21 protein-coding genes are annotated in these 21,978 nt (G+C 57.3%); 6 read left to right on the top strand and 15 right to left on the bottom strand.

Annotated features, from left to right (window positions below):
- The 4 genes from tolQ to ACIQZK_RS05625 all read right to left on the bottom strand — a co-directional run bounded on the left by tolQ (position 1) and on the right by ACIQZK_RS05625 (position 2,429).
- A complete protein-coding gene (tolQ, locus tag ACIQZK_RS05640; RefSeq protein ID WP_395635024.1) occupies positions 1-693 on the bottom strand; it encodes a protein TolQ in 693 nt (230 codons plus the stop codon).
- A 7-nt stretch (positions 694-700) separates the two neighbouring features.
- Positions 701-1,153, bottom strand: coding sequence for a YbgC/FadM family acyl-CoA thioesterase (locus tag ACIQZK_RS05635; protein WP_397575268.1), 453 nt, complete (start codon positions 1,151-1,153; stop codon positions 701-703).
- A gap of 90 nt (positions 1,154-1,243) precedes the next feature.
- The gene (ruvB, locus tag ACIQZK_RS05630; RefSeq protein ID WP_397575267.1) at positions 1,244-2,269 is read right to left on the bottom strand and encodes a Holliday junction branch migration DNA helicase RuvB; all 1,026 of its coding nucleotides are present in this window, start codon (positions 2,267-2,269) and stop codon (positions 1,244-1,246) included.
- Positions 2,262-2,429 (bottom strand): hypothetical protein, encoded by a 168-nt coding sequence (locus tag ACIQZK_RS05625; protein ID WP_397575266.1) that lies wholly within the window; start codon positions 2,427-2,429, stop codon positions 2,262-2,264. Before ACIQZK_RS05625 ends, ruvB begins: the two co-directional genes overlap by 8 nt.
- 72 nt (positions 2,430-2,501) lie before the next feature.
- Here ACIQZK_RS05625 and ACIQZK_RS05620 point away from each other — a divergent pair, with 72 nt between their 5' ends.
- Entirely contained in the window at positions 2,502-2,819 is a 318-nt protein-coding gene (locus ACIQZK_RS05620; protein ID WP_397575265.1) for a GIY-YIG nuclease family protein, read from the top strand.
- 62 nt (positions 2,820-2,881) lie between these two features.
- On the opposite strand, the gene ruvA is transcribed toward ACIQZK_RS05620, so the two are convergent.
- From ruvA to ACIQZK_RS05590, 6 genes are all read right to left on the bottom strand, one after another.
- Positions 2,882-3,490 carry a Holliday junction branch migration protein RuvA gene (gene ruvA / locus ACIQZK_RS05615; RefSeq protein ID WP_397575264.1) on the bottom strand — a complete coding sequence of 203 codons (609 nt, stop codon included), beginning with the start codon at positions 3,488-3,490 and terminating at the stop codon, positions 2,882-2,884.
- Positions 3,491-3,581: 91 nt separating this feature from the next.
- Positions 3,582-4,052: a crossover junction endodeoxyribonuclease RuvC gene (gene ruvC, locus ACIQZK_RS05610; RefSeq protein WP_397575263.1), complete on the bottom strand. Its 471-nt coding sequence runs from the start codon at positions 4,050-4,052 to the stop codon at positions 3,582-3,584.
- A complete protein-coding gene (locus tag ACIQZK_RS05605; protein WP_397575262.1) occupies positions 4,049-4,792 on the bottom strand; it encodes a YebC/PmpR family DNA-binding transcriptional regulator in 744 nt (247 codons plus the stop codon). The genes ruvC and ACIQZK_RS05605 overlap by 4 nt, the downstream gene beginning before the upstream one ends.
- A gap of 78 nt (positions 4,793-4,870) precedes the next feature.
- Positions 4,871-5,191, bottom strand: coding sequence for a heavy metal-binding domain-containing protein (locus ACIQZK_RS05600; RefSeq protein WP_397575261.1), 321 nt, complete (start codon positions 5,189-5,191; stop codon positions 4,871-4,873).
- Between the two features lie 28 nt (positions 5,192-5,219).
- A complete protein-coding gene (locus ACIQZK_RS05595; RefSeq protein ID WP_125229489.1) occupies positions 5,220-5,462 on the bottom strand; it encodes a DUF2312 domain-containing protein in 243 nt (80 codons plus the stop codon).
- A gap of 58 nt (positions 5,463-5,520) precedes the next feature.
- A complete protein-coding gene (locus tag ACIQZK_RS05590) occupies positions 5,521-5,823 on the bottom strand; it encodes a DUF1244 domain-containing protein (protein ID WP_397575260.1) in 303 nt (100 codons plus the stop codon).
- A gap of 80 nt (positions 5,824-5,903) precedes the next feature.
- On the opposite strand from ACIQZK_RS05590, the gene pyk reads away from it, so the two are divergent.
- Positions 5,904-7,352, top strand: coding sequence for a pyruvate kinase (gene pyk, locus ACIQZK_RS05585; RefSeq protein WP_397575259.1), 1,449 nt, complete (start codon positions 5,904-5,906; stop codon positions 7,350-7,352).
- Between the two features lie 15 nt (positions 7,353-7,367).
- Here the strand turns inward: pyk and queA are convergent, their stop codons facing one another.
- Together queA and ACIQZK_RS05575 are read right to left on the bottom strand one after the other, a co-directional pair.
- Positions 7,368-8,396 (bottom strand): tRNA preQ1(34) S-adenosylmethionine ribosyltransferase-isomerase QueA, encoded by a 1,029-nt coding sequence (gene queA / locus ACIQZK_RS05580; RefSeq protein WP_397575258.1) that lies wholly within the window; start codon positions 8,394-8,396, stop codon positions 7,368-7,370.
- Positions 8,397-8,412: 16 nt separating this feature from the next.
- The gene (locus ACIQZK_RS05575) at positions 8,413-9,048 is read right to left on the bottom strand and encodes a peptidylprolyl isomerase (protein ID WP_397575283.1); all 636 of its coding nucleotides are present in this window, start codon (positions 9,046-9,048) and stop codon (positions 8,413-8,415) included.
- A 314-nt stretch (positions 9,049-9,362) separates the two neighbouring features.
- Between ACIQZK_RS05575 and ACIQZK_RS05570 the strand changes: the two genes are divergently transcribed.
- Positions 9,363-12,563 carry a TonB-dependent receptor domain-containing protein gene (locus ACIQZK_RS05570; protein WP_397575257.1) on the top strand — a complete coding sequence of 1,067 codons (3,201 nt, stop codon included), beginning with the start codon at positions 9,363-9,365 and terminating at the stop codon, positions 12,561-12,563.
- Between the two features lie 156 nt (positions 12,564-12,719).
- Here ACIQZK_RS05570 and ACIQZK_RS05565 read toward each other — a convergent pair whose 3' ends face one another.
- Positions 12,720-13,736, bottom strand: a complete 1,017-nt coding sequence (locus ACIQZK_RS05565) for a hypothetical protein (RefSeq protein ID WP_397575256.1) — start codon at positions 13,734-13,736, stop codon at positions 12,720-12,722.
- A gap of 50 nt (positions 13,737-13,786) precedes the next feature.
- On the opposite strand from ACIQZK_RS05565, the gene ACIQZK_RS05560 reads away from it, so the two are divergent.
- Positions 13,787-14,971, top strand: a complete 1,185-nt coding sequence (locus ACIQZK_RS05560; RefSeq protein ID WP_397575255.1) for an aspartyl/asparaginyl beta-hydroxylase domain-containing protein — start codon at positions 13,787-13,789, stop codon at positions 14,969-14,971.
- A gap of 82 nt (positions 14,972-15,053) precedes the next feature.
- Positions 15,054-15,371 carry a hypothetical protein gene (locus ACIQZK_RS05555; RefSeq protein ID WP_397575254.1) on the top strand — a complete coding sequence of 106 codons (318 nt, stop codon included), beginning with the start codon at positions 15,054-15,056 and terminating at the stop codon, positions 15,369-15,371.
- Between the two features lie 64 nt (positions 15,372-15,435).
- Here the strand turns inward: ACIQZK_RS05555 and clpB are convergent, their stop codons facing one another.
- Positions 15,436-18,012, bottom strand: a complete 2,577-nt coding sequence (clpB, locus tag ACIQZK_RS05550; RefSeq protein ID WP_397575253.1) for an ATP-dependent chaperone ClpB — start codon at positions 18,010-18,012, stop codon at positions 15,436-15,438.
- Between the two features lie 125 nt (positions 18,013-18,137).
- On the bottom strand, positions 18,138-19,700 hold the full coding sequence (locus ACIQZK_RS05545) for a leucyl aminopeptidase (RefSeq protein WP_397575252.1): 1,563 nt from the start codon (positions 19,698-19,700) through the stop codon (positions 18,138-18,140).
- 89 nt (positions 19,701-19,789) lie between these two features.
- On the opposite strand from ACIQZK_RS05545, the gene ACIQZK_RS05540 reads away from it, so the two are divergent.
- Positions 19,790-21,901 carry a penicillin acylase family protein gene (locus ACIQZK_RS05540; protein WP_397575251.1) on the top strand — a complete coding sequence of 704 codons (2,112 nt, stop codon included), beginning with the start codon at positions 19,790-19,792 and terminating at the stop codon, positions 21,899-21,901.
- Positions 21,902-21,978: the final 77 nt, after the last annotated feature.

Here is a 21,978-nt window from a genome sequence, read left to right as displayed (position 1 = left end):
TTAAACCTCATGCTCCAACTCACGCGACAGCGTGCCGTGGAAGCCATCGGCAAAGCGGCCCATGCGGGCCTCATATTGGTTCAGCCGGTGCGAGAAGCGGTTATAGGCGATGACCGCTGGAATAGCCGCGAACAGGCCAATGGCGGTCGCGAAAAGCGCCTCTGCAATGCCCGGCGCGACGACGGCCAGGCTTGAATTCTGTTCGGCTGCAATTGCGGCAAAGCTGCGCATGATGCCCCAGACAGTTCCGAACAGGCCAATAAAGGGTGCGACCGATCCTGTGGTCGCCAGAAAGTTCAAACGGTTGGCCAAACGGTCGGTCTCTGCCGCAATCATTGCGTCCATAGCCGTCGATAACCGCTCGCGCGTTCCGGCACGGTCAATGGTTTTGCCGTTGGTCGAACGCCGCCATTCAGTCATGCCTGCGGCAAATACCTTGGCGACGGGCAATGCGCTCTGGCTATGTGTTTTGGCGAAAGCCCCGATATCATCGCTTTCCCAAAATTCGCTTTCAAACTTCTCGCTCTGGCGGCTGATACCCGACATTTTGATCGTGAAGCTGATGATGATTGTCCACACCCAAATGCTGGCGAGCGCGAGGCCGATGATGACCGCCTTGACCACAAGGTCAGCGTCGAGAAACAATTTAATCGGTGAAAAACCCACATTTTGGGTCGCGATGAGCAGGTCCATGATCTTCCTATTCTGCGTGTCGGTTTATGATGGGCTGAAACGCCGCAACCCAATGCGCGGGTTGTCGGCGGGGTTTGCCGTCGGGTGAAACAAAGGCCGCAGTCACCCGCGCCTCGGTGAGTATTTCGTCGCCGCGCATGACTTTTTGATGAATATCACAACTTGCCGCGCGCACAGCCTCAACGGTGCTGATCACAACCAAGGCATCGTCAAAATGGGCGGGGCGTCGATATTTGATGTTCATTTCGGTGACCGCATAGGCACCTTGGCCCTCCGCATGTACATGACGCTGGTCAATGCCGACGCAGGCCAGCATGTCCGAACGGGCGCGTTCCATGAAATGCAGATAGCGCGCATGATAGACCACACCCGAAAAATCGGTGTCCTCAAAATAGACCCGCACGGTAAACAGGTGCTGTGTGCCGTCGAAATGGCCTTGATAGGGGGTGGGCATAGGCATCGAGAAATTTGTTAACCACTTTAGAGTCCGGCGGGAAGGCTTTTTAAAGGACAACCGCGCAATTGGTCGCCTTAGGGACTCGGAATATCGCTATGCATCAAATAATCCGTCCTGCGATCCTGCTGGCGGGTTGAGGCCAAGATGTTTCCAACCCGGGGCGTTGAGGCAACGGCCCCGCGCTGTGCGGGCGATAAGGCCAAGTTGCAGCAGATAAGGCTCAACGACATCCTCAATGGTGTCGCGTGGCTCAGACAGGCCAGCGGCCAACGCCTCGACGCCTACGGGCCCGCCGCGATAAATGTCGGCGATCATGTGCAGATAGCGCCGGTCCATCGCGTCGAGGCCGAGGGCATCAACCTCCAACCGGTTGAGCGCGCTATCGGCGATTTTTGCGGTGACGACGGGTTCGCCTGCGACATTGGCAAAGTCACGGACGCGGCGCAGCAAGCGACCGGCGATCCGCGGTGTGCCGCGTGCGCGCTTCGCAATCTCGTTCGCGCCATCGGGCGCAATGCCAAGATCCAGCAAGCGTGCGGCGCGGGTGACCACCAGCTCAAGCTCGCTATGCGTGTAGAAATTGAGCCGCACCGGAATGCCAAAGCGGTCACGCAAGGGCGTGGTCAGCAAACCCTGCCGCGTGGTTGCACCGACCAGCGTAAAGGCCGGCAAATCAATCCGCACCGAACGCGCCGATGGCCCTTCGCCGATCATGATATCCAGCGCACGGTCCTCCATCGCGGGGTAGAGGATTTCTTCAACCACAGGACTGAGCCGGTGGATTTCGTCAATGAACAGGACGTCGCCATCCTCCAAATTGGTGAGCAACGCCGCCAGATCGCCCGATTTGGCGATGACCGGACCGGATGTCGCGCGGAAACCGACGCCCATTTCCTTGGCCACAATCTGCGCCAATGTCGTCTTGCCAAGTCCCGGCGGGCCAAAGAACAATACATGGTCCAACGGCTGCCCGCGGCCCTTCGCTGCCTCAATAAACACGCGCAAATTATCGCGCGCGGCCGCTTGTCCGATGAACTCGGCGAGCGTTTTGGGACGCAGCGCGGCGTCGATATCTTCCGGCCGTTTGTCCGGCGTGGTGAGGCGGTCGTCGTCAGTCATAATGTTCGATACCGTCGCCCTTGATGGTCACCCAAGGGTGCTTGCGCCCCTCCCACACCGAATAATGCGGCTGGGGAAAGTTCGGGTCTGCAAATGCGCCGGTGGGAATGGCGGAAAGCGGACCGCAGCGGCAGGAGGCGGTGCGGAGGTTTGAATCCACACATGACATTTTACCAAAATTTACGTCACCCTGAACTTGTTTCAGGGTCCATTGTGCCGCACTTTCCAGCGCGTGAGAGATGAAAAGACGCCCTGCGTATACATAGTTGCAAGCAAGCATTATGGATCGCTGTACATTGGCGTCACGTCTGACCTGCTGAAGCGGCTTTCGCAACATCGCGGCGGCATGACGCCAGGACATGCTTCGAAATATGCCATTTACCGGCTGGTGCATTTTGAAGTTTTTGGCACGATGGAGGCCGCGATTGCGCGCGAGAAGCAGCTGAAGAATTGGCACCGCGCTTGGAAGATTAACCTGATTAACGCCGAAAATCCGCATTGGGTGGATCTGGCGGTTGGGTTGGGTTTGCCGCCGATAGCGCAGGAATAGTTGCCCGATGGACCCTGAAACAAGTTCAGGGTGACGGAAAAAGGGAAGGATAGGGACGAGCTTCACCGCGAAGCCCGCTTCAACGCCAGCCGGACCAGCGCATCGAGTGTCGCGTCGGGGCCGAGTTCCTCGACTGCCTGCGCCACGGCGTTTCCGGCCTCGCCGGGCTTGAAGCCCAAATTGGCAAGTGCGGACATTGCGTCTTGTGCATGGTTGCCGGCTGCTGCCCCCGTCGCCATCAGTTTCGGACCGCCGCCGCTGCCAGCAAGCGCGCCGACCTTGTCCTTCAATTCATTGACGATGCGGCTGGCCAGCTTGGGGCCAACGCCGTTTGCCCGCGCCACCATAGCCGCGTCGCCGCTGCCGATGGCAAGCGCGAGGTCGGCGGGTTCGATGGCCGAGAGGATGGCCAAGCCAACCTTGCCGCCAACGCCTTGCACGCCCGTCAGCAAGCGGAACCAGTCGCGTTCTTCGCGCGTGGCAAAGCCGATGAGGCGCATGTCGTTTTCCGACACTTGCATTTCGGTGAATACGGTGGCGAAATCATCCGTCTTGCCCAAGGCGGCAAGCGTCCGCGCGCTTGCCTGCACCAGATAGCCAACGCCGTTGACGTCGATCACCAGATGGTCGACGCCCGTCTCATCAATGCGGCCATATAGCTTTGCGATCATTATCGCGGGTTAGCTGTTCGTTATAAAATCGGCAAGTAAAAGAGAACATCGTGGGAACAGAAAGTTTGTTTCACGCAGAGGCGTGAACCCATCAACCCCTGAAGTGATGTGCGTGGGTGATGGCGACCGCGAGCGCGTCAGCGGCATCTGGCCCCGCCAGCTTAAGCCCCGGCAGCAGGATGCGGAGCATGGCTTGCACCTGCTCCTTTTCGGCCTTGCCCGTGCCCACAACGGATTTCTTTACGAGCCGCGTGGCATATTCAGTCACGGGCGTACGGTTGCGCGCCGCACCCAGCAGCACGACACCGCGCGCTTGTCCAAGCTTCAGTGTCGACTGCGGGTTTTTGTTCACGAACACTTCTTCGACCGCCGCATAATCGGGCCGGAAGTGATCGAGTACGGCGCTGAGTTTTGCGTCCAAAATTACGAGACGATTGGCCAAAGGCAGCTTGGCATCGGTTGTAATCTCGCCATTGTCGATATGCGAAAGACGGTTGCCTTCCTTGCGGATGACGCCCCAGCCGGTCGTGCCCAAACCGGGGTCGAGACCGAGAATGATCATCCCAGCTTCGCCATCACCTCGTCGGAAACGTCATAATTGCCCCAGACGGTCTGGACATCGTCATCATCTTCCAAGGCATCGATCATCTTGAGCAAGGTCGCGGCATTGGCTTCGTCGACTTCGACCAAAACCTGTGGTTTCCATGCGAGCTTGGCGCTTTCTGCCTCTCCAAGTGTCGCCTCGAGCGCCTTGGCGACTTCATGCAGGCTGTCCATTGCGGTCCAGATGCTGTGTTCATCTTCGCTCGACTCCACATCTTCTGCGCCTGCTTCCAATGCCGCTTCAAAGACGCTGTCGGCGTCGCCTGCGCTGATGGGGTAAGTGATCAGGCCCATACGGTCGAATCCGTGGCTCACCGCGCCGGATGCGCCAAGATTGCCGCCATTTTTGCTGAATGCCGTGCGCACATTGGTCGCGGTGCGGTTGCGGTTGTCGGTCAATGCCTCAACGATGATCGCAACGCCGCCGGGGCCATAGCCTTCATAGCGCATTTCATCATAGCTTTCCGCGTCGCCGCCGACTGCCTTGTCGATGGCGCGCTGGATATTATCCTTGGGCATCGATTGGGCCTTGGCGGCGTTCACCGCAAGGCGAAGGCGCGGGTTCATGTCGGGATCGGGCATACCCATCTTCGCCGCCACGGTAATTTCGCGCGACAGCTTCGAAAATTGCGCCGAACGCTTTTTGTCCTGCGCGCCCTTACGATGTTGGATATTCTTGAATTTGCTATGGCCTGCCATGGCTCTGCTCTTCTCTGGCTAAAGGATATGATGGCGCGCCCTTACATCAGGCACGCGCTATTGGGCAAGCCATCTGCTTCAGCTCAGCTTCACCGCAGTCCCTGACGCAGTGACCATTAGCATTGAGCCTTCCCTGCCCAGTACTTCATAATCGAGGTCGATGCCGATCACGGCGTCGGCACCCAGGTTGCGGGCTTCGTTGGACAATTCGGCCAATGCGGTCTGACGGGCGTCACGCAGCGAATTTTCATAGGCGCCCGCGCGGCCACCAACGATGTCGCGGATGCCAGCGAAAAGATCTTTAAAGATGTTCGCGCCGACAATGCATTCGCCCGTTACAACGCCGAGATATTCGCGGACGGGTTGGCCTTCAACCGATGTGGTGGTGGTCATCAACATGATTTCATCTCCTTATGGGGAGCGGAAATTATGCCAGACCAAGCGCCGATTTGTAAGTATCCAAAATGGCTTCCATTTCTTGGCGATCGTCCTGGCTCATTTTGCGCAAGCGGACAATCTGACGCATGATTTTCGCATCATAGCCTTGGCTCTTGGCTTCGCTGTAAACGTCACGAATGTCGTCAGCGATGCCCTTTTTCTCTTCTTCCAGACGCTCAATGCGTTCAATGAAAAGACGCAGTTGATCGGCGGCGATATTGCCTTCGGCCATGATATTCTCCCTGTGGTGTTGGTCGGTGCCTGCGCACCCGAATCAAGATGACAGCGCCTTAATGCGAAGGGGCGTTTTTCGCCACGCTTTCCTGCATGCGTTGCAATTGCGCGGGCGTCGCTTCGGTCTGATGCTTCGCCTTCCACTCCGCCGCTGGCATGCCGTGGATCAGCGTGCGTGCTTCCTCTTTGGTCAGCGTGCCATCCGCCTCCATCACCCAATCGGCGAGGCAATTGCGGCAAAAACCGGCAAGGCCCATCAGGTCGATATTCTGCGCATCGTGGCGGTGTTGCAAATGCGTCACGAGGCGGCGAAATGCGGCCGCGGCTGCGGCGTCGGATATTTGGATGTCTTGTTGCATAGCTATGCGCCCTTTCCGTTGGTGACTTGCCCCGTTATGGGGGGTGCGAACGTCAAAATCCATATCGCGGAGCCATTTCTATGCAATATCACAAGCCACGTATGCGCAAGGTCCGCATATTGGCGACATTGGGCCCCGCCAGCGACACGCCCGAAATGATCGAAAAGCTGTTCCGCGCTGGTGCCGATGCCTTTCGCGTCAACATGAGCCATGGCGAGCAAGCCGACAAGGCGCAGCTGATTGCCAATATCCGCGCGCTCGAAAAAGCCTATAACCGGCCCACGACGATCTTGGTGGATTTGCAAGGGCCCAAGCTGCGCGTCGGCACCTTTGCCGAGGGCAAGGTGGAATTGCACACGGGCGACGATTTCCGGCTGGATACCGACGAGACGCCGGGCGACGCGCATCGCGTGCATTTGCCGCACCCCGAGATATTTGCTGCATTGGAAGTTGGCGCACGGCTGTTGCTCGATGATGGCAAGCTTGTTCTGCGGGTCACCGAAATCGGGCTGGAATATATCAATACCACGGTGGAAGTTGGCGGCGCATTGTCGAACCGCAAGGGCCTGAATGTCCCTGACGTCGTCATTCCCATTGCCGCGCTGACCGAAAAGGACCGTTCCGACCTTGCCTTTGCGCTGGAGCAGGGCGTGGACTGGATCGCGATGTCCTTTGTCCAGCGGCCAGAGGATGTTGCCGAGGGCAAGAAGCTTATCGGGAACAAGGCTGCGTTGCTGGCGAAGATTGAAAAGCCAGCAGCGATCGGACGGTTGGAAGAAATTCTGGAGCTCGCCGACGGCGTGATGGTCGCGCGCGGTGACTTGGGCGTTGAGATGCTGCCCGAACAAGTGCCGCCGTTGCAGAAGAAGATTGTGTCGACCGCGCGGCGCATGGGCAAGCCCGTTGTCGTTGCGACGCAAATGTTGGAATCGATGATCGTATCGCCGTCGCCCACCCGCGCCGAGGTGTCGGACGTTGCGACTGCGATTTATGATGGTGCCGATGCGGTCATGCTGTCTGCCGAAACGGCGGCGGGCGCTTGGCCGATTGAAGCGGTGTCGATCATGGACCGCATTGCGCAACAGGTCGAAAGTGACCCCGATTTCTACAAGCGGATCCATTTTACCGAGACCCCAGCCGATTCCACCACGGCCGATGCGTTGGCCGAAGCGAGCGGACGGATTGTCGACACCATAGAGACCAGCGCCATTGTCTGCTTCACATCATCAGGCTCGACCGCGCGGCGGATCTCGCGCGAACGGCCATCCGTGCCTCTCTTGGTGCTCACCGCCAGCCAATCGACCGCGCGCCGCCTTGGGCTTCTTTGGGGCGCTTTTGCTGTGCGGACCAAAGATATTGGATCGTTCGAGGAAATGGTCGCCAAGGGCAAGCGCATGGCGCTGCGCTATCATTTGGGTCATGCCGGTGGTCGCATTGTCATCATGGCCGGCGTGCCATTTGGCACACCGGGTTCAACAAACGTGCTGCACATCGTCCGGCTGACCGGCGATGAGCTGAAGGGCCATTAAAGGCCGGTTGCGCGATTAGGGTAGTAAAAGACTGCTGTCGCCATAGCTGTAAAAGCGGTATTCTTCGGCGATTGCATGGGCATAGGCCGCTTGCATTGTCTCGCGGCCCATCAACGCGCTGACCAGCATGAACAGCGTGGATTTTGGCAAGTGGAAGTTGGTCATGAGGCCATTGATGGCCTTAAACCGATAACCCGGCGTGATGAAGATATCGGTGTCGCCCTCAAACGGGTGCACGATACCATTTTGGTCGGCGGCACTCTCGACAAGGCGCAACGAAGTCGTGCCAACCGCTATCAAGCGCCCGCCGTTTTCGCTTATGCTGTTGAGCCTGTCTGCCGTCTCGGCATCAATGCTGCCCCACTCGCTATGCATGCGGTGGCTTGCCGTGTCGTCGACCTTTACTGGAAGGAACGTGCCCGCACCCACGTGCAGGGTAAGCGTTGCGGTTTCTATCCCGGCATCATGCACTGCGTGCATCAGCTCGGGGGTAAAATGCAGTGACGCAGTGGGGGCGGCGACGGCGCCGTCCTTTTGCGCGAACATCGTCTGATAATCTTCGGCGTCGCGCGCATCGGTCGGCCGCTTGCCGGCGATATAAGGCGGCAATGGCATAGTGCCAGCACGTTCCAGCAAGACTTCGACCGGTTCATCGCCTTCAAAGAACAATGTAAAGCTGCCGTCGTCATGCCGTTCTTCGGCCTTGGCCAAGACGCCGTGGCCAAAATCAATGCAGTCGCCCATATGCAGGCGCTTCGCATTACGGATGAAGGCCTGCCAGCGGCGCAGATCGATGCGTTTATGCAATGTCGCGCCAATGTTCGCATCGCCCCTGCGGCCCGTAAGCTGCGCAGGGATAACGCGCGTGTCATTGAAGATCAGGCAATCGCCCTTGCGCAGCTTTTGCGGCAGGTCGCGGACCGAAGCATCGACCATGTTGCCTTCGCCACCGACGCATAGCATCCGTGCCGAATCCCGCGGGCTAACAGGCCGCAGCGCTATCCGCTCGGGCGGAAGCTCGAAGTCAAACAGGTCGACGCGCATGCTATTGCCTAAGCGGTTAGCTACCGCTTGGTTGGCCTACGGCAACGGGCTGCGCGGAAAATGCGGGCGGTGGGACATTGTCTGCAGCAATCGATGCCTGAAGCACTTTGCTTGGGCTCGCGGGTGGTTCGCCGCGCTCAATGGCGTCGACAAACTGCATGCCAGATGTCACGCGGCCAAAGACGGTATATTTGTTGTCGAGGCTGAAGCGCGGTTGAAAGCAGATAAAGAATTGGCTGTTGGCCGTGTCGGGTTCATTCGTGCGTGCCATCGACACTGTCCCGCGCAAATGCGGCAATTTGTTAAACTCGGCCTTCAGATCGGGAAGCTCCGATCCACCTTGGCCCGTGCCTGTGGGATCGCCGGTTTGCGCCATGAAGCCCTCAATCACGCGGTGGAAGATAACGCCATTGTAAAAGCCCTGACGCGTCAACGTCTTGATGCGCTCGACATGCGCTGGCGCAACGGCGGGGAACATCTGAATAGTAACGCGGCCGCCCGTCGACAAATCGAGCACCAGCATATTTTCAAGGTCAGGCGCAACGGGCGTAGGCGTAGTTGGCGGCGTTTGCGCGAATGCGGGCGCGCCCGCAAGGAACAGCCCGCCTAGAATGAGCGCAGTCAACTTCGACAAAAATATGCGTGATAACATCAAAAAAGGCCGCCTTTATAATAGAAGTGCTGTTCTCATAACGAAGGAGGCTGTCGCTGTCATGAACGATTTTCGACAGGCTTCAGGTTGGCCTTGCCGTGTCGAAGTCTGTGGATAAGTCACTGTTGCATAAAAGTGACAGCCCCGAAATATTATTGTCATATCAGCCCAATTTGTTGCGTGAGCCTAGGATATCCGCCAAAGCGCCGACAACCCGGAGGAATTTCATTTCTTTTCGTGCGTGCATTGCACGCGCAATTTGAGTGGAAAAGCTGGGGAGTTTAACAGCCACCAGGACGCGATAAGTCGTTGAAATGGGGCGCTATTATAGGGGCTATATCGTGAAAAACACACGTATCAGCAATTTGAAATATGCAGCGGCACCGCTCGCACTGGGTCTGGCGTTGATCTCAACGCCGTCATTCGCTCAGGATGCGGCAGCCGAAGAAGAAGCCGTTGAGGCAATTGTCGTAACGGGTTCGCTCATTACCAATCCGAACCTTGAGCGTTCGGCTCCGGTCAACGTAACGTCCGCCGAAGAAATGGAACTGCTTCAGTCCAACCTGGCCGAAGAAGTTCTTCGTGAAATCCCAGGCGTTGTCGCTTCGATTGGTTCCGCAGTTAATAACGGTAACGGTGGTGCATCGTACGTTAACTTGCGCGGCATTGGTTCAAACCGTAACGTCGTATTGCTTGACGGCGACCGTATCGTGCCCGCCGGTTTTGGTGGTCAGGTCGATTTGAACAACATTCCGCTCGCTTTGGTTGAGCGCGTTGACGTTCTTACCGGTGGCGCATCGACCACTTATGGCGCTGACGCAGTTGGTGGTGTTGTTAACTTCATTCTGAAGAATGATTTCTCGGGCTTGGAAGCCCAATCGTCTTACCAGCTCACCGAAAAAGGTGACGGTGACGTTGTCCGCGCTGACGTCACAATCGGTGCGAACTTCGACGATGGTCGCGGTAACGCCGTATTCGGCGTTGGTTACCAGCAAGCTGACCCAGTATATCAAGGTGCGCGCGATGTTTCGCTGACCACCATTGAAACCTATGCTGGTACAGCGCTTGGTTCAGGCACAGCATATCCTTCGCGTTTCTCGGGCGGCCGTCTGGTTAGCGGTACGGGCAATGGCGGTACCAACCAGATCAACGAAGCTGGTCAGCTCGTTCCGACCTTCTCGACGTTTAACTTCAACCCATATAACGTCTTCCAGACACCGTTCAAACGTTTCAACATGTTCGGTCAAGCGCGTTACGAAGTCAGCGATGCGATTGAAGTATATTCGCGCGGTCTGTTCTCAAAGAACACTGTAAACACGATCATCGCACCATCAGGCGCGTTCAGCATCGGCGTGAACATTCCTTTGAACAACCCGTTCTTGCCTGCTGCTATGCGTAACCAGTTCTGCGCATTCGACGTTAACCCAAGCGCTTCGGTGTATACCCCACGCTTTACACAAGCGCAGTGCGATGCGGCGGCTAACCCAAGCTTGCGTCCTGGACAGCCCGGTTATCTTGAAATCGGTACAGGTGGCGCGTCTGCAACTGCAACGACGTCAGGCAACGGTCTTGCTGTATTGCAAGCATGGCAGCCATTCGACGTTAACGGCAACGGCGTGATCGAAGCTGGTGAAGGTTACAACCCTAACCCGCAGTCGCTTTTTGCCCGTCGCGCAATCGAAGCTGGTCCACGTATTTCGGAATATGTGACGACCGTATTCGATTACCGTTTGGGTGCCCGTGGTTCGATCACTGACTCAATCGACTGGGACATCTCGGGTGCCTATGGCCAAAGCGAGAACATTCAGACGATTAAGGGTTACACCTTGAACTCGCGTTTCCGTCAGTCGCTTCGTGCGGGCGGAACTGCTTCGGCGCCAGTTTGCTTCGACACATCCAATGGATGCGTTGCTGCAAACGTCTTTGGCACCATTCAGCCGGAAGCAATTCCGTTCTTGGTCCAGGAAAGCACCAGCTTTACGAAAACCTCGCTTGCTCAAGTCAAGGGAACCATCAACGGCGATGCCGGCTTTACCAGCCCATTTGCTGAAGATTCCGTGGCATTTGCAGTCGGCGGTGAGTATCGCAAATATACAGCTCGTCAGGGCGCTGACGCGCTTGCCAAGGGCGGCGATCTCGGCGGTGCCGGCGGTGCAACGCCAGATATTTCTGGTGGCTTCGACGTATATGAAGGCTTTGGTGAACTTGTTGTGCCATTGGTTAGCGACAAGCCGTACATCAACAGCCTGACTGTTGAAGGCGGCCTGCGCTATTCGTCTTACACAGTCGACGCACCAGGTAACCCATCGTACAACACCACGACCTTTAAGGCTGGTGGTACTTGGGAACCAACCGATGGCGTCGCTATTCGTGGTAACTTTGCACGTGCCGTTCGCGCACCGAACATTGGCGAACTGTTCTCGCCAGTGAACACTGGATTGACCAACCTTGGTACCGATCCATGTGCGACGTTGACGACAGCTGGCGCTGTTTTGCCAGGACGTCCAGCAACCGGCCCAACCGGTGAACTTCGTGCCGTCTGCTTGGCGCAAGGTGCTAACTTGGGCAACATCAACTCGATTCCCCAGCCTAACGCAGGTCAGGTGAACTCGACTGGTGGTGGTAACGTCAACATTAAGCCTGAAAAGTCGAACAGCTTCACCATTGGTGCGATCTTCCAGCCAGCCAGAATCCCTGGTTTCACTGCGTCGATCGATTATTACAACATCAAGGTAACGGGCGCGATTTCGTCCCCGACCCCTGGCGACGTAATTGCGGCTTGCTTTGGTACGAACGTATTCAGCCCACCAGCTGGCGCATCAACATCTGCTGCTTGTACCAGCATTCGTCGTAGCCCCGCCGATGGCAGCTTGAGCGGCGATCCGAGCACTTTCACTGGTCTGCCTTCGGTTCTGTCGAACGCGGGTGCCATTGAAACTGACGGCATCGACTTGATCATGAACTACAAGACCGATCTGACCGACAAAATCGCTTTGGCTTTGTCGTTCAACGGTAACTACACGTTCAAATCGACGTTCAACGCGTTCGTGCTTAACCCTGAATCGGTCAATCGTGATTGCACCGGCTATTTCAGCTCGAACTGTGGTTCACTGCAGCCAGACTTCTCATGGTCGCAGCGTACAACAGTGTCGTACGGCAAGTTCGATGTGTCGTTGTTGTGGCGTCACCTGTCGGCGATGGAGCAAGAACCACTTGACGTGATTGACGGTGGTGCGTTCTTCAACGGAACGATCGGTTCGTCGGTCTTGGGCGTTGGTGGCCGGACGGCTAACTTCGGCAAGATCAAGGCATATGACTACTTCGATCTGTCGACGCGTATCAATCTCACCGAAAATGTGACGATTACCGCTACGGTGCAGAACTTGCTGGACAAGGATCCACCATTGACTGGTAACAACGCTGGTTCGACATCGTACAACAGCGGCAACACCTTCCCGTCGACATATGACGCGTTGGGTCGTCGTTATGCTGTAACGGCAAAGCTGCGCTTCTAATTTGAAGAGCATATAATGAAACAAGGGGGCGGGCAGCAATGTCCGCCCCTTTTGTATTGTGCGGCCACGCTAAATCACGAGGCCAGACCAAGAGCTGCAAGACTGCGTTATGTTGGTTTAGGTCATGTCCGGCCCTAATGGGTTGGGCCGAGCGCTTTAAAAGCGCAGCGCATGTTCCAACGTCAGTGGGATGTTGGCAGATTGGGCAACGGCTTCGGCCCAAATCAGGACCTTTTCAATTTCGTCGCCATGCGCTGTTTGCGCCAACGCATATTCCGCGCGCCGGTCTTCTGTCCGGAAACTGCCGCCGAACTTGCTATGTGTGCCAAACGCTGGATGCGCGTCATTCGCACCGGCATGTTTGCCCAACCCAAAGTGGGACGATGCAGCGGAAAGAGCTTTACCGGGATCGGCAGTCAGGCGTTCGCTGTCCAGCGTTGCGATGCGTTGAGCGCCGAACTTTTGCGCCATGCTATGAAACAGCTTTTGCTGCGCCAACCAACCCACCGCGGCGACTTGCAAATCGGTCTGCCGGAAAAAATCGCCCGGCTCAAAACCAAGATCAACGATGCCGTCGGCAATTTGCCCTTCCAACAATTCGCGGCACCATAGCCGGCACCAAAGCCCCTTGCGGGCCACCGACAAAAGAAACACCGAAAGTGGCGCATATAGAATGATGGCTTTGCTTGTCGGCCGCATGGCAAGCGATGCCGGGGCAAGGGCATTAAACACATTGGATGGCTTCACAACCACCGCCAAATCGTCGCCAAATGGACGCGCGAGCATGTCCAGAGCATCGCGCAACCGTTCGCCGACGGCAGTGGGTGGCGCGCCGCGACGGCGAAAGCCGACAATGTCGTTCAACAAAACGGGTTCCTTCAGACCCATAGATAGGCCCGGCAGATCAAATCCGTTTGCGAACATGGTCGATGCACAAAAGGCGGAATGCAAAATAAAATGCAGGCTGGCGTCGTCCGTGCGGCCCGTTGTGGCTTCACGGCGCGATAGGACCATCGGGCTTGGTTCCACGCCAAGATATTCATCGGTAAGGAAAGTGGCGGCATTGTGCGCTGCACGGCTGACATGCCGCAGATGAAATGCGTCTGCGGACGCATCATAGCGATGCGCAAGCCATGCGCCGTCGTTCCATATTTCGCTATTTTTATGCGTCATAACCTCATCGACCTTGCCGTTTCTAACGGTAAATGGCAAGCATTCGCCATATGAACGAGACCGCACCACCGGCCGAAGCGGCCAGACTGAACAGTGAAGGCATGCTTGCACTGCGTGCCGGAAGCTATGCCGAGGCGGAGCGCCTGTTCGTGGCCGCAACGACGCATGACACGATGTCGAGCGCGCTTTGGCGAAATGTTGCAACGGCACGCCGCGCGCAGGGCGATGACGCAGGCGAAATGCAGGCGCTGGACGCCGCAATCAGCATCGACCGCCGGGACTTCATGGGCTGGCTCCGTAAGGCCGAATTGCACGAACGTACGGGTGAAAAGGCCGAGGCGCTGGTCGCTTGGAGCGGCGTGCTCCAAATGGCGGCGCATGCATCAGACCTATCTCCCGATATTGCAGCGGCACTGCAGAGGGGGCAGGCGTTTGTTTCGCAAGCGACGCTTCAGATTTCGGACGCTGTTAGCATGGAACTGGCCCCATTATCCGCTGCCATGGATGAAACAGAGCTGCGCCGCAGTCAGGCATTTGTCGATGTGGCGCTGGGCCGCCGACGGACCTATGTGAACACATGCGACGGCTTATATTACCCCTTCCTTCCGGCGGATGAATTTTTCGACAGACATCATTTTCCATGGATGCCTGCAATCGAAGCTGCGACCGACGAAATACGCCAGGAATTAGAGGCGCTGCTTGCCGATCCCGGCGACGCGTTGCGGCCTTATGTCCGGATGGATTCAGGCGTTCCTGAAAATAAATGGTCCGCTCTTGACCAGTCACTTGCCTGGGGCGCATGCTTTTTGTGGGAATATGGGCAGCCCAATAAGGCCGTTTTAGACCGCTGCCCGCGCACGGCCGCGGCCTTGGCCAGCTTACCGACCACAACGCTTCCGGATCGTGCACCCAGCGCGTTTTTCTCCATATTGAAGCCGCATACCCGAATTCCGCCACATACAGGGGTGACCAATACCCGTGCGATTGTGCATTTGCCGCTAATCGTGCCAGAGAATTGCGGTTTCCGCGTCGGTGGTGAAACCCGCGAATGGAAAGTGGGAACGGCTTTTGCCTTTGATGATACCATCGAACATGAAGCGTGGAACGATAGCGATCATTATCGCGCGGTTCTTATCTTTGACGTGTGGAATCCCCATTTAACCGTTGCAGAACAAAATGTTATCGCCCGTTATTATGCTGCGGCTGACGCAACAGGCTTTAAAATCACGCATTAAGTTAATTGATTTTTTCCTCTTTACGTGCACTGAAAAGCGCCTGTGTTACTTGCACCGCGCCTCTCAACGGAGAAACATTCACATGCGACCCATTTTATTCACAGCCTTAACCATTGGGATCATGACCTCGGCTTTGGCGCAGGCGCCGGCGTCTGCGCCTGTAACGGCTCCAGCATCTGCATCGACATCGCAAGGCAGCACTTCGACTGCAGCATCCGACGCAACCGCAGCCAAATCCGACCAAGCCGTTCGGTGTCGCACTGTTCGTGTGACCGGTTCACTGGTGAAAAAGGGCAAGGTATGCAAAACGCTTGCGCAGTGGCGCCAGATGACAGAATCCGGCAATGAACTTGCCCGCCGCTTGGTCGAGGATGGAACTTCACGCCCCAGCGGTCAATGATCCTGCTTTTGCGGATGAATGAGCGGACTTAAATCGGGGAAGCTCGAAAGCTGTCGCGAGATGCCTACACCCCCAACTTCAACGCCCCATCCCCTTCCTCGACCTTAACCGTGGAGCCATCGGGCACTTCGCCACGCAGCAGCAGATCCGCGAGAGGATCCTGCAAATATCGCTGAATAGCGCGCTTGAGCGGGCGTGCGCCATATACGGGGTCGTAACCCACGCGGCCCAGCCACGCTTTCGCCTCTTCGGATAAAGCGAGGGTGATCTTGCGATCCTTCAGCAGCTTTTGCACGCGCTGCACCTGAATCTCGACAATCGGCGCCATGTGATTGGCGCCAAGGCGGTGGAACAGGATGACCTCGTCGAGGCGGTTCAGGAATTCGGGCCGGAAATGGCCCCGCACGATCTCCATCACTTGCGGTTCGACCTCTTTTACATCCTGCCCATCCTCCAGCGCGGCGAGATGCTGACTGCCCAGATTGGATGTGAGGATGATGAGCGTATTTGAAAAGTCCACCGTGCGGCCCTGACCATCGGTCAGGCGGCCATCGTCGAGCACCTGAAGCAGGATGTTGAAGACGTCGGAATGCGCTTTTTCGACTTCGTCGAACAACACCACTTGATAGGGCCGACGCCGGACCGCCTCGGTCAGGACACCGCCTTCTTCATATCCGACATATCCCGGAGGCGCACCGACCAGCCGCGATACGCTGTGCTTTTCCATGAATTCGGACATGTCGATGCGCACCATCGCATTGTCGTCATCGAACAGGAATGATGCCAGCGCCTTGGTCAGTTCGGTTTTACCGACGCCCGTGGGGCCGAGGAACAGGAAGGATCCAAGCGGCCTGTTGGGGTCCTGAAGCCCTGCGCGGCTGCGGCGGACGGCTTTGGATACAGCGGCCACGGCATCTTGCTGCCCGATCACCCGCGCGCCAATCAGTTGCTCCATATTGAGCAACTTGTCACGCTCGCCCTCAAGCATCTTGTCGACAGGAATGCCTGTCCAGCGGCTGACAACGCTGGCGATATCCTGCGCGGTCACTTCCTCGCGCAGCATGGCGTTACCTGCCGCTGATTCTGCTTCGGACAGTTGCCGTTCAAGGCCGGGGATCGTGCCATATTGCAGCTCGCCCGCCTTGGCGAGATCGCCCGACCGTTGCGCCTGCTCAAGCTCGATACGTGCGGTGTCGAGCTGTTCCTTGATCTTGGCCTCTGCAGAAATCTTGGCTTTTTCGGCCTGCCAGCGCTGGGTCAGTTCGGATGATTGCTGCTCCAGATTGGCCAGTTCGTTCTCGAGTGCGACCAGCCGGTCCTTTGACGCGGCATCGCTTTCCTTGCCAAGCGCCTCACGCTCGATTTTCAGCTGAATGATACGCCGGTCGAGCGTCTCGATTTCTTCGGGCTTGGATTCGACTTCCATGCGGAGCCGCGACGCGGCTTCGTCCATCAGGTCGATGGCTTTATCGGGCAGGAAACGGTCGGCAATGTAGCGGTGCGATAATGTCGCCGCGCTCACCAACGCGCCATCGGTAATCCGCACGCCATGGTGCAGTTCATATTTCTCTTTCAACCCGCGCAGGATCGAAATCGTATCCTCAACCGTTGGTTCACCGACGAACACGGGTTGGAACCGGCGTTGCAGGGCAGGGTCTTTTTCAACATGCTTTTGATATTCATCGAGTGTCGTCGCGCCGATACAGTGCAATTCGCCGCGCGACAAAGCAGGCTTAATCAGGTTCGCCGCGTCCATCGCGCCTTCGCCTTTGCCTGCGCCGACGAGCGTGTGCATTTCGTCGATGAACAGGATGATGTCACCTTCGGCCTGCTTGACCTCATCCAACACACCCTTCAGCCGCTCTTCAAACTCGCCGCGATATTTCGCGCCGGCAATCAACGCGCCCATGTCGAGCGACAAGAGCTTGCGGCCTTTCAGGCTGTCTGGCACGTCACCATTGGCAATGCGCAGCGCCAGTCCTTCGGCAATGGCCGTTTTACCGACGCCGGGTTCGCCGATGAGAACAGGGTTGTTCTTCGTGCGCCGCGCAAGAATTTGGATGGTGCGGCGGATTTCTTCATCACGGCCGATGACCGGATCAAGCTTGCCCGCCCGGGCCACTTCCGTCAGGTCGCGCGCGAATTTCTTCAGCGCATCATAACGGTCTTCCGCGCCAGCGGTGTCGGCGGTTCGTCCACCCCGCAGCGCATTAATCGCGGCGTTCAGCCCCTCGGCTGTGACCGCAGCGGCGGCCAAGGCTTTACCAGCGGTCGTGGTTGAGGCCAGCGCAAGCGCGAGCAACAAACGCTCGACCGTCACATAGCTGTCGCCAGCCTTTTGCGCGACCTGTTCGGCGGAATCGAGAATACGCACGGCGTCATTATCAAGCCCGGGCGTTTGCTGCGCACCGCCACCGGACACGGCAGGAACCCTCGCCAACGCTGCATCGGTTTCGCGCAAGGCGGTCGCGGCGTCGCCACCAGCGGCCTTGATAAGGCCTGAGGCCATGCCTTGTTCGTCTTCCAGCAAGGCTTTGAGGAGATGCTCGGGCCCAATACGCTGATGGCTCATTCGAATGGCGACGGTCTGCGCGCTTTGCAGAAAACCCTTGGCCCGGTCGGTGAATTTCTCGAGGTTCATGCGCTATTTCCTAAATGTCGATGGAGCCTTTGTGGACAAAGGCCCCACCCCTATTCAGAATGTAGTGCGTCATTTCTGCAACACAAGTGCTGCGGCCATTCGCCGGAAATGCGCCTCCGCCGATATTATTTCCAGTTACGGGCAAGCGCGTCTAGCAATTGCACGCCCCAGCCCGATGCGCCCTTTGGCGTCACTGGCCCAGACCTATCCGCCCAGTTGACGCCTGCAATATCAAGGTGCGCCCAAGGAATATTTTTATCGACGAAGAAGCCAACGAAGGTGGCGCCAAGACCTGCGCCGGGGCCGCCGCCTTCAACGACGTTTTTAATGTCGGCAATGTCGGATTTCATATCATCGAGATAGTTTTTGTGCAGCGGCATCCGCCACACATCTTCACCCGTTGCGGCGCCCGCTGCGGTAACCGCTGCAGCCAATTTGTCATCACGGCTGAATAAGCCAGCATATTCGTCGTTCAGGGCGCTAACAATGGCGCCCGTAAGCGTTGCCATGTTTACCAAAGCGGCAGGTTTTTTATGGGCTACAACATATTCATTGGCGTCCGCCATTACCAAGCGGCCTTCGGCGTCGGTGTTGAGGATTTCAATGGTCTTGCCGCTCATCGTGCGGACAACGTCGCCCGGACGCTGCGCATTGCCGCCGGGCATATTTTCGGACAGTGCGGCAACGCCGATGACGTTCACCGATGCCTTTGACTTTGCGAGCGACAAGACAGCGCCCATGATGCTGGCTGCACCGGACATGTCGGACTTCATTTCCCACATGCCCGCGCCGGGCTTGAGCGATGTTCCGCCGGAGTCAAAGGTAATCCCCTTGCCAACCATCGCCAAGGGCGCACCATCGCCAGCGCCGCGATATTCGACGATCATCATCCGCGATGGACGGCGCGAACCTTGGCCCACGCCAAGTATCGTCCCCATGCCCAATTTGCGCATCATCGGTTCGTCTAGAACGTCGATTTTGACGTTCGCTGTGTTGCCAAATGCGGCGCGGACACGCTCCACAAAGGTTTCGGGATAGATGACATTGGCGGGTTCAGCCGCCAGATCGCGTGACAAGGAAACGCCCTCGGCTAAGGCCGAATGGCGCGACTTCCATAAGGCCTCTGCGCTGCCTGCATCGCTGCTGATGATGGTCACGGGGTTTGCAGGTGGCGCTTTGCGGTCGACGGTTTTGTAGCGATCGAACCGATATTGGCCCATGGCATAGCCCAACGCGGCAGTGGCGGCTTCGTCTGAGTTGAAGCCGCCTGTGATCGTCACGGGCTGGGCTTCATCGCGCAAATCCTGTGCGGCTTTGCCCGACGCGTTGCGGACATGGGCGATGCGGTCGCCTTCCTCGCCAACGCCGCTCAATATAATGCGGGAATAACTGCCAATGCCGCGCAGCGACAATGAACTGCCCTCTTTGCCTTCAAATTTTGCCGAAGCGATGGCTGCGTTCAATGCTTGCGCGGTTGCGGCATCGACTACATTGCTTGGCAAGGTCGCGTTGCGCATCACTATCACAAGCGCACCCGATGTTGGCGCAGTTGTCGCAAAATTAATGGGTCGTGTCTGCGAATGCGCGGCTGTTGATGGTGCTACGCCCGATCCAATGACATCGGCCTGCGCAAAAGCGGGGGTGATTGCTGTGCTTGCCAGTGCAAGGGCTAAGAGGCTGCGAAACATACAGGGACTTTCCTTTCCGTAAATCTTGGTTATGCCGGATATGTACGCAAATGGACCGATGTGACAAGGTCTCATTGTGGGGGGAGAGAATGATGCGTAAATTTTTGTGGGCGTCTTTGGCGCTGGCGGGTGTGGTTGCAGGCGCAGGCGCTTTGTGGGAGCCATTGGCGGCAACTGAATATGAAACCGCCAAGCGGACCTATGATGCCGAGATTGTGCGCGACGAATATGGTGTGCCGCATATCAATGGCGCGACGGATGCGGACACGGCTTATGGCCTTGCCTATGCGCATGCCGAAGATGATTTTTCGACGATAGAAGATGTCGTGGCGATGACACGTGGCCGGTATGGGGCGTTGGCTGGCTCTGACGGGGCCAAGGTCGATTATGTCATGCACCTGTTGGGCGCGCGCGAAACCGCCGAAAAGCGTTATATGGAATTGTCGCCTGAGGTACGCGCCGTGGCCGAAGCCTATGCCGCTGGCCTCAATCATTATGTGTCGAAACATCCGGGCGAAGTGCGCTTGTCGAAACTGTTTCCGGTCACGGGGCAGGATATCGTCACCGGCTTTGTGCTGCGTGCGCCGTTTTTCTATGGCCTTGATGGCGCAATCGGTGCGCTGACCGAAGGCAAGCCGCAGCCCAAAGAGAGCGCTGCGCCAATGACGCCAATCGGGCGGGATCCCGAAATGAACGGGTCCAATGCCTTTGCCCTCGCGCCAAAGCGCATGGCCGATGGTAAGACCTGGCTGATTTCCAATTCGCACCAGCCCTATGAAGGGCAAGTTGCATGGTATGAGGCCGTGACCCATTCGGGCGAAGGCCTTCATATGGCAGGCGCATTGTTCCCGGGGTCGCCCTTCGTACTGTTGGGGCATAACCGCCACCTTGGCTGGACCAACACGGTCAATCGCCCGGACCTGATTGATGTCTATAAATTGGTGATGAATGAGGCCGGCGACAAATATCGCTATGATGGCAAGTGGCTGCCGCTGAATTCAAAGCGTGTCTGGTTGCCCGTCAAGTTCGGGCCGTTCAACTTGCCCGTGCCACAGACAGTGTATCGATCAGTACATGGCCCGGTTATCAAAAATGATAAGGGCTATTTCGCCATCCGCTATGCCGGAATCGACAGCGTGAAGGTTGTCGAGCAATATTACCGGAATACCAAGGCCACGAATTGGGAAGAATGGACCAAGTCCATGTCGATTGGCGGTATCCCTGCCACCAACTTCATCTATGCCGACAAAACGGGCCGCGTTGCCTATATCTACAACGCGCTCTTCCCCGATCGCAAACCCGGCTATGATTACACCAAGCAGCTTCCGGGCGATACGTCTGCGGCGATGTGGTCCGGCCCTGTGGGCTTTGACCGCTATCCCAAGATTGTCGATCCAGTATCGGGCTTTGTCCAGAACGCGAATAATACGCCGTTTCTGGCGGCCGGTCCGGGTTCGGAAATGAACCCGGCGGATTATTCGCCGTATTTGGGTATCGAACGCGGCATGACCAACCGCGGTCTGCGCGCAACCGAGCTGTTGGCGGCGGATACGTCGATAACGCCAGAAGAGCTGCTCGCGATCAAGATGGACATGACCTACAGCAAGCAAAGCTGGGTCGGGCCATGGATGGCGTCCTTTGCCGCGTTGGACCTGAAAGACGCGCCTGAGCTTGCCAAGGCCCAAAAGCTGTTGGCCAGCTGGGACTGGTCAAGCGATGGCAAGGGCGATGCAGACGCTTTGGCCGAACGGATCATTCGCTTTGGTGCACGCCCGAACTGGCGCGGTGACCCAATGCCCGATGCCCGCAGTACGCTGCAAGAAGCGGTTGATGAATTCAAGAAGCGCTTTGGCCGAATTGACCCGCAGCTTGGCGATATTCAGCGGCTGCGGCGTGGCAAACTGGACTTGCCCATGTTTGGCGGCAGCGATGCCCTGCGCGCGACGACGATGTGGGATCCTGACCAAGCCGATGGCAAAGTCCGCGTTCGGCATGGCGACAGCTATATCATGCTGATCCGTTGGGACAAAAATGGCGGCGTTATATCGGAATCGATCCAGCCTTATGGTGCGGCGACCACACGGCCCGAATCGCCGCATTATACCGACCAGATGAAGCTGTTTGTGGCGGGCAAATATAAGCCCGTTCATTTCGAATGGGCCGACGCCGTAAAGCATGCAAAGCGCCGTTATCGGCCCTGAATGGCGTTTGTCGAAAATGTGCAGCCGCCAGATTGTGTTTGTGTGTTTTGGCACTATCTCTGGCGGCAGTAAAAATA

Source organism: Sphingorhabdus sp., from assembly GCF_044338195.1.
Classification (GTDB): Bacteria; Pseudomonadota; Alphaproteobacteria; order Sphingomonadales; family Sphingomonadaceae; genus Sphingorhabdus_B.
The sequence above is the reverse complement of the archived record's forward strand: the minus strand, read 5'-3'. Positions and strand labels throughout refer to the sequence as shown.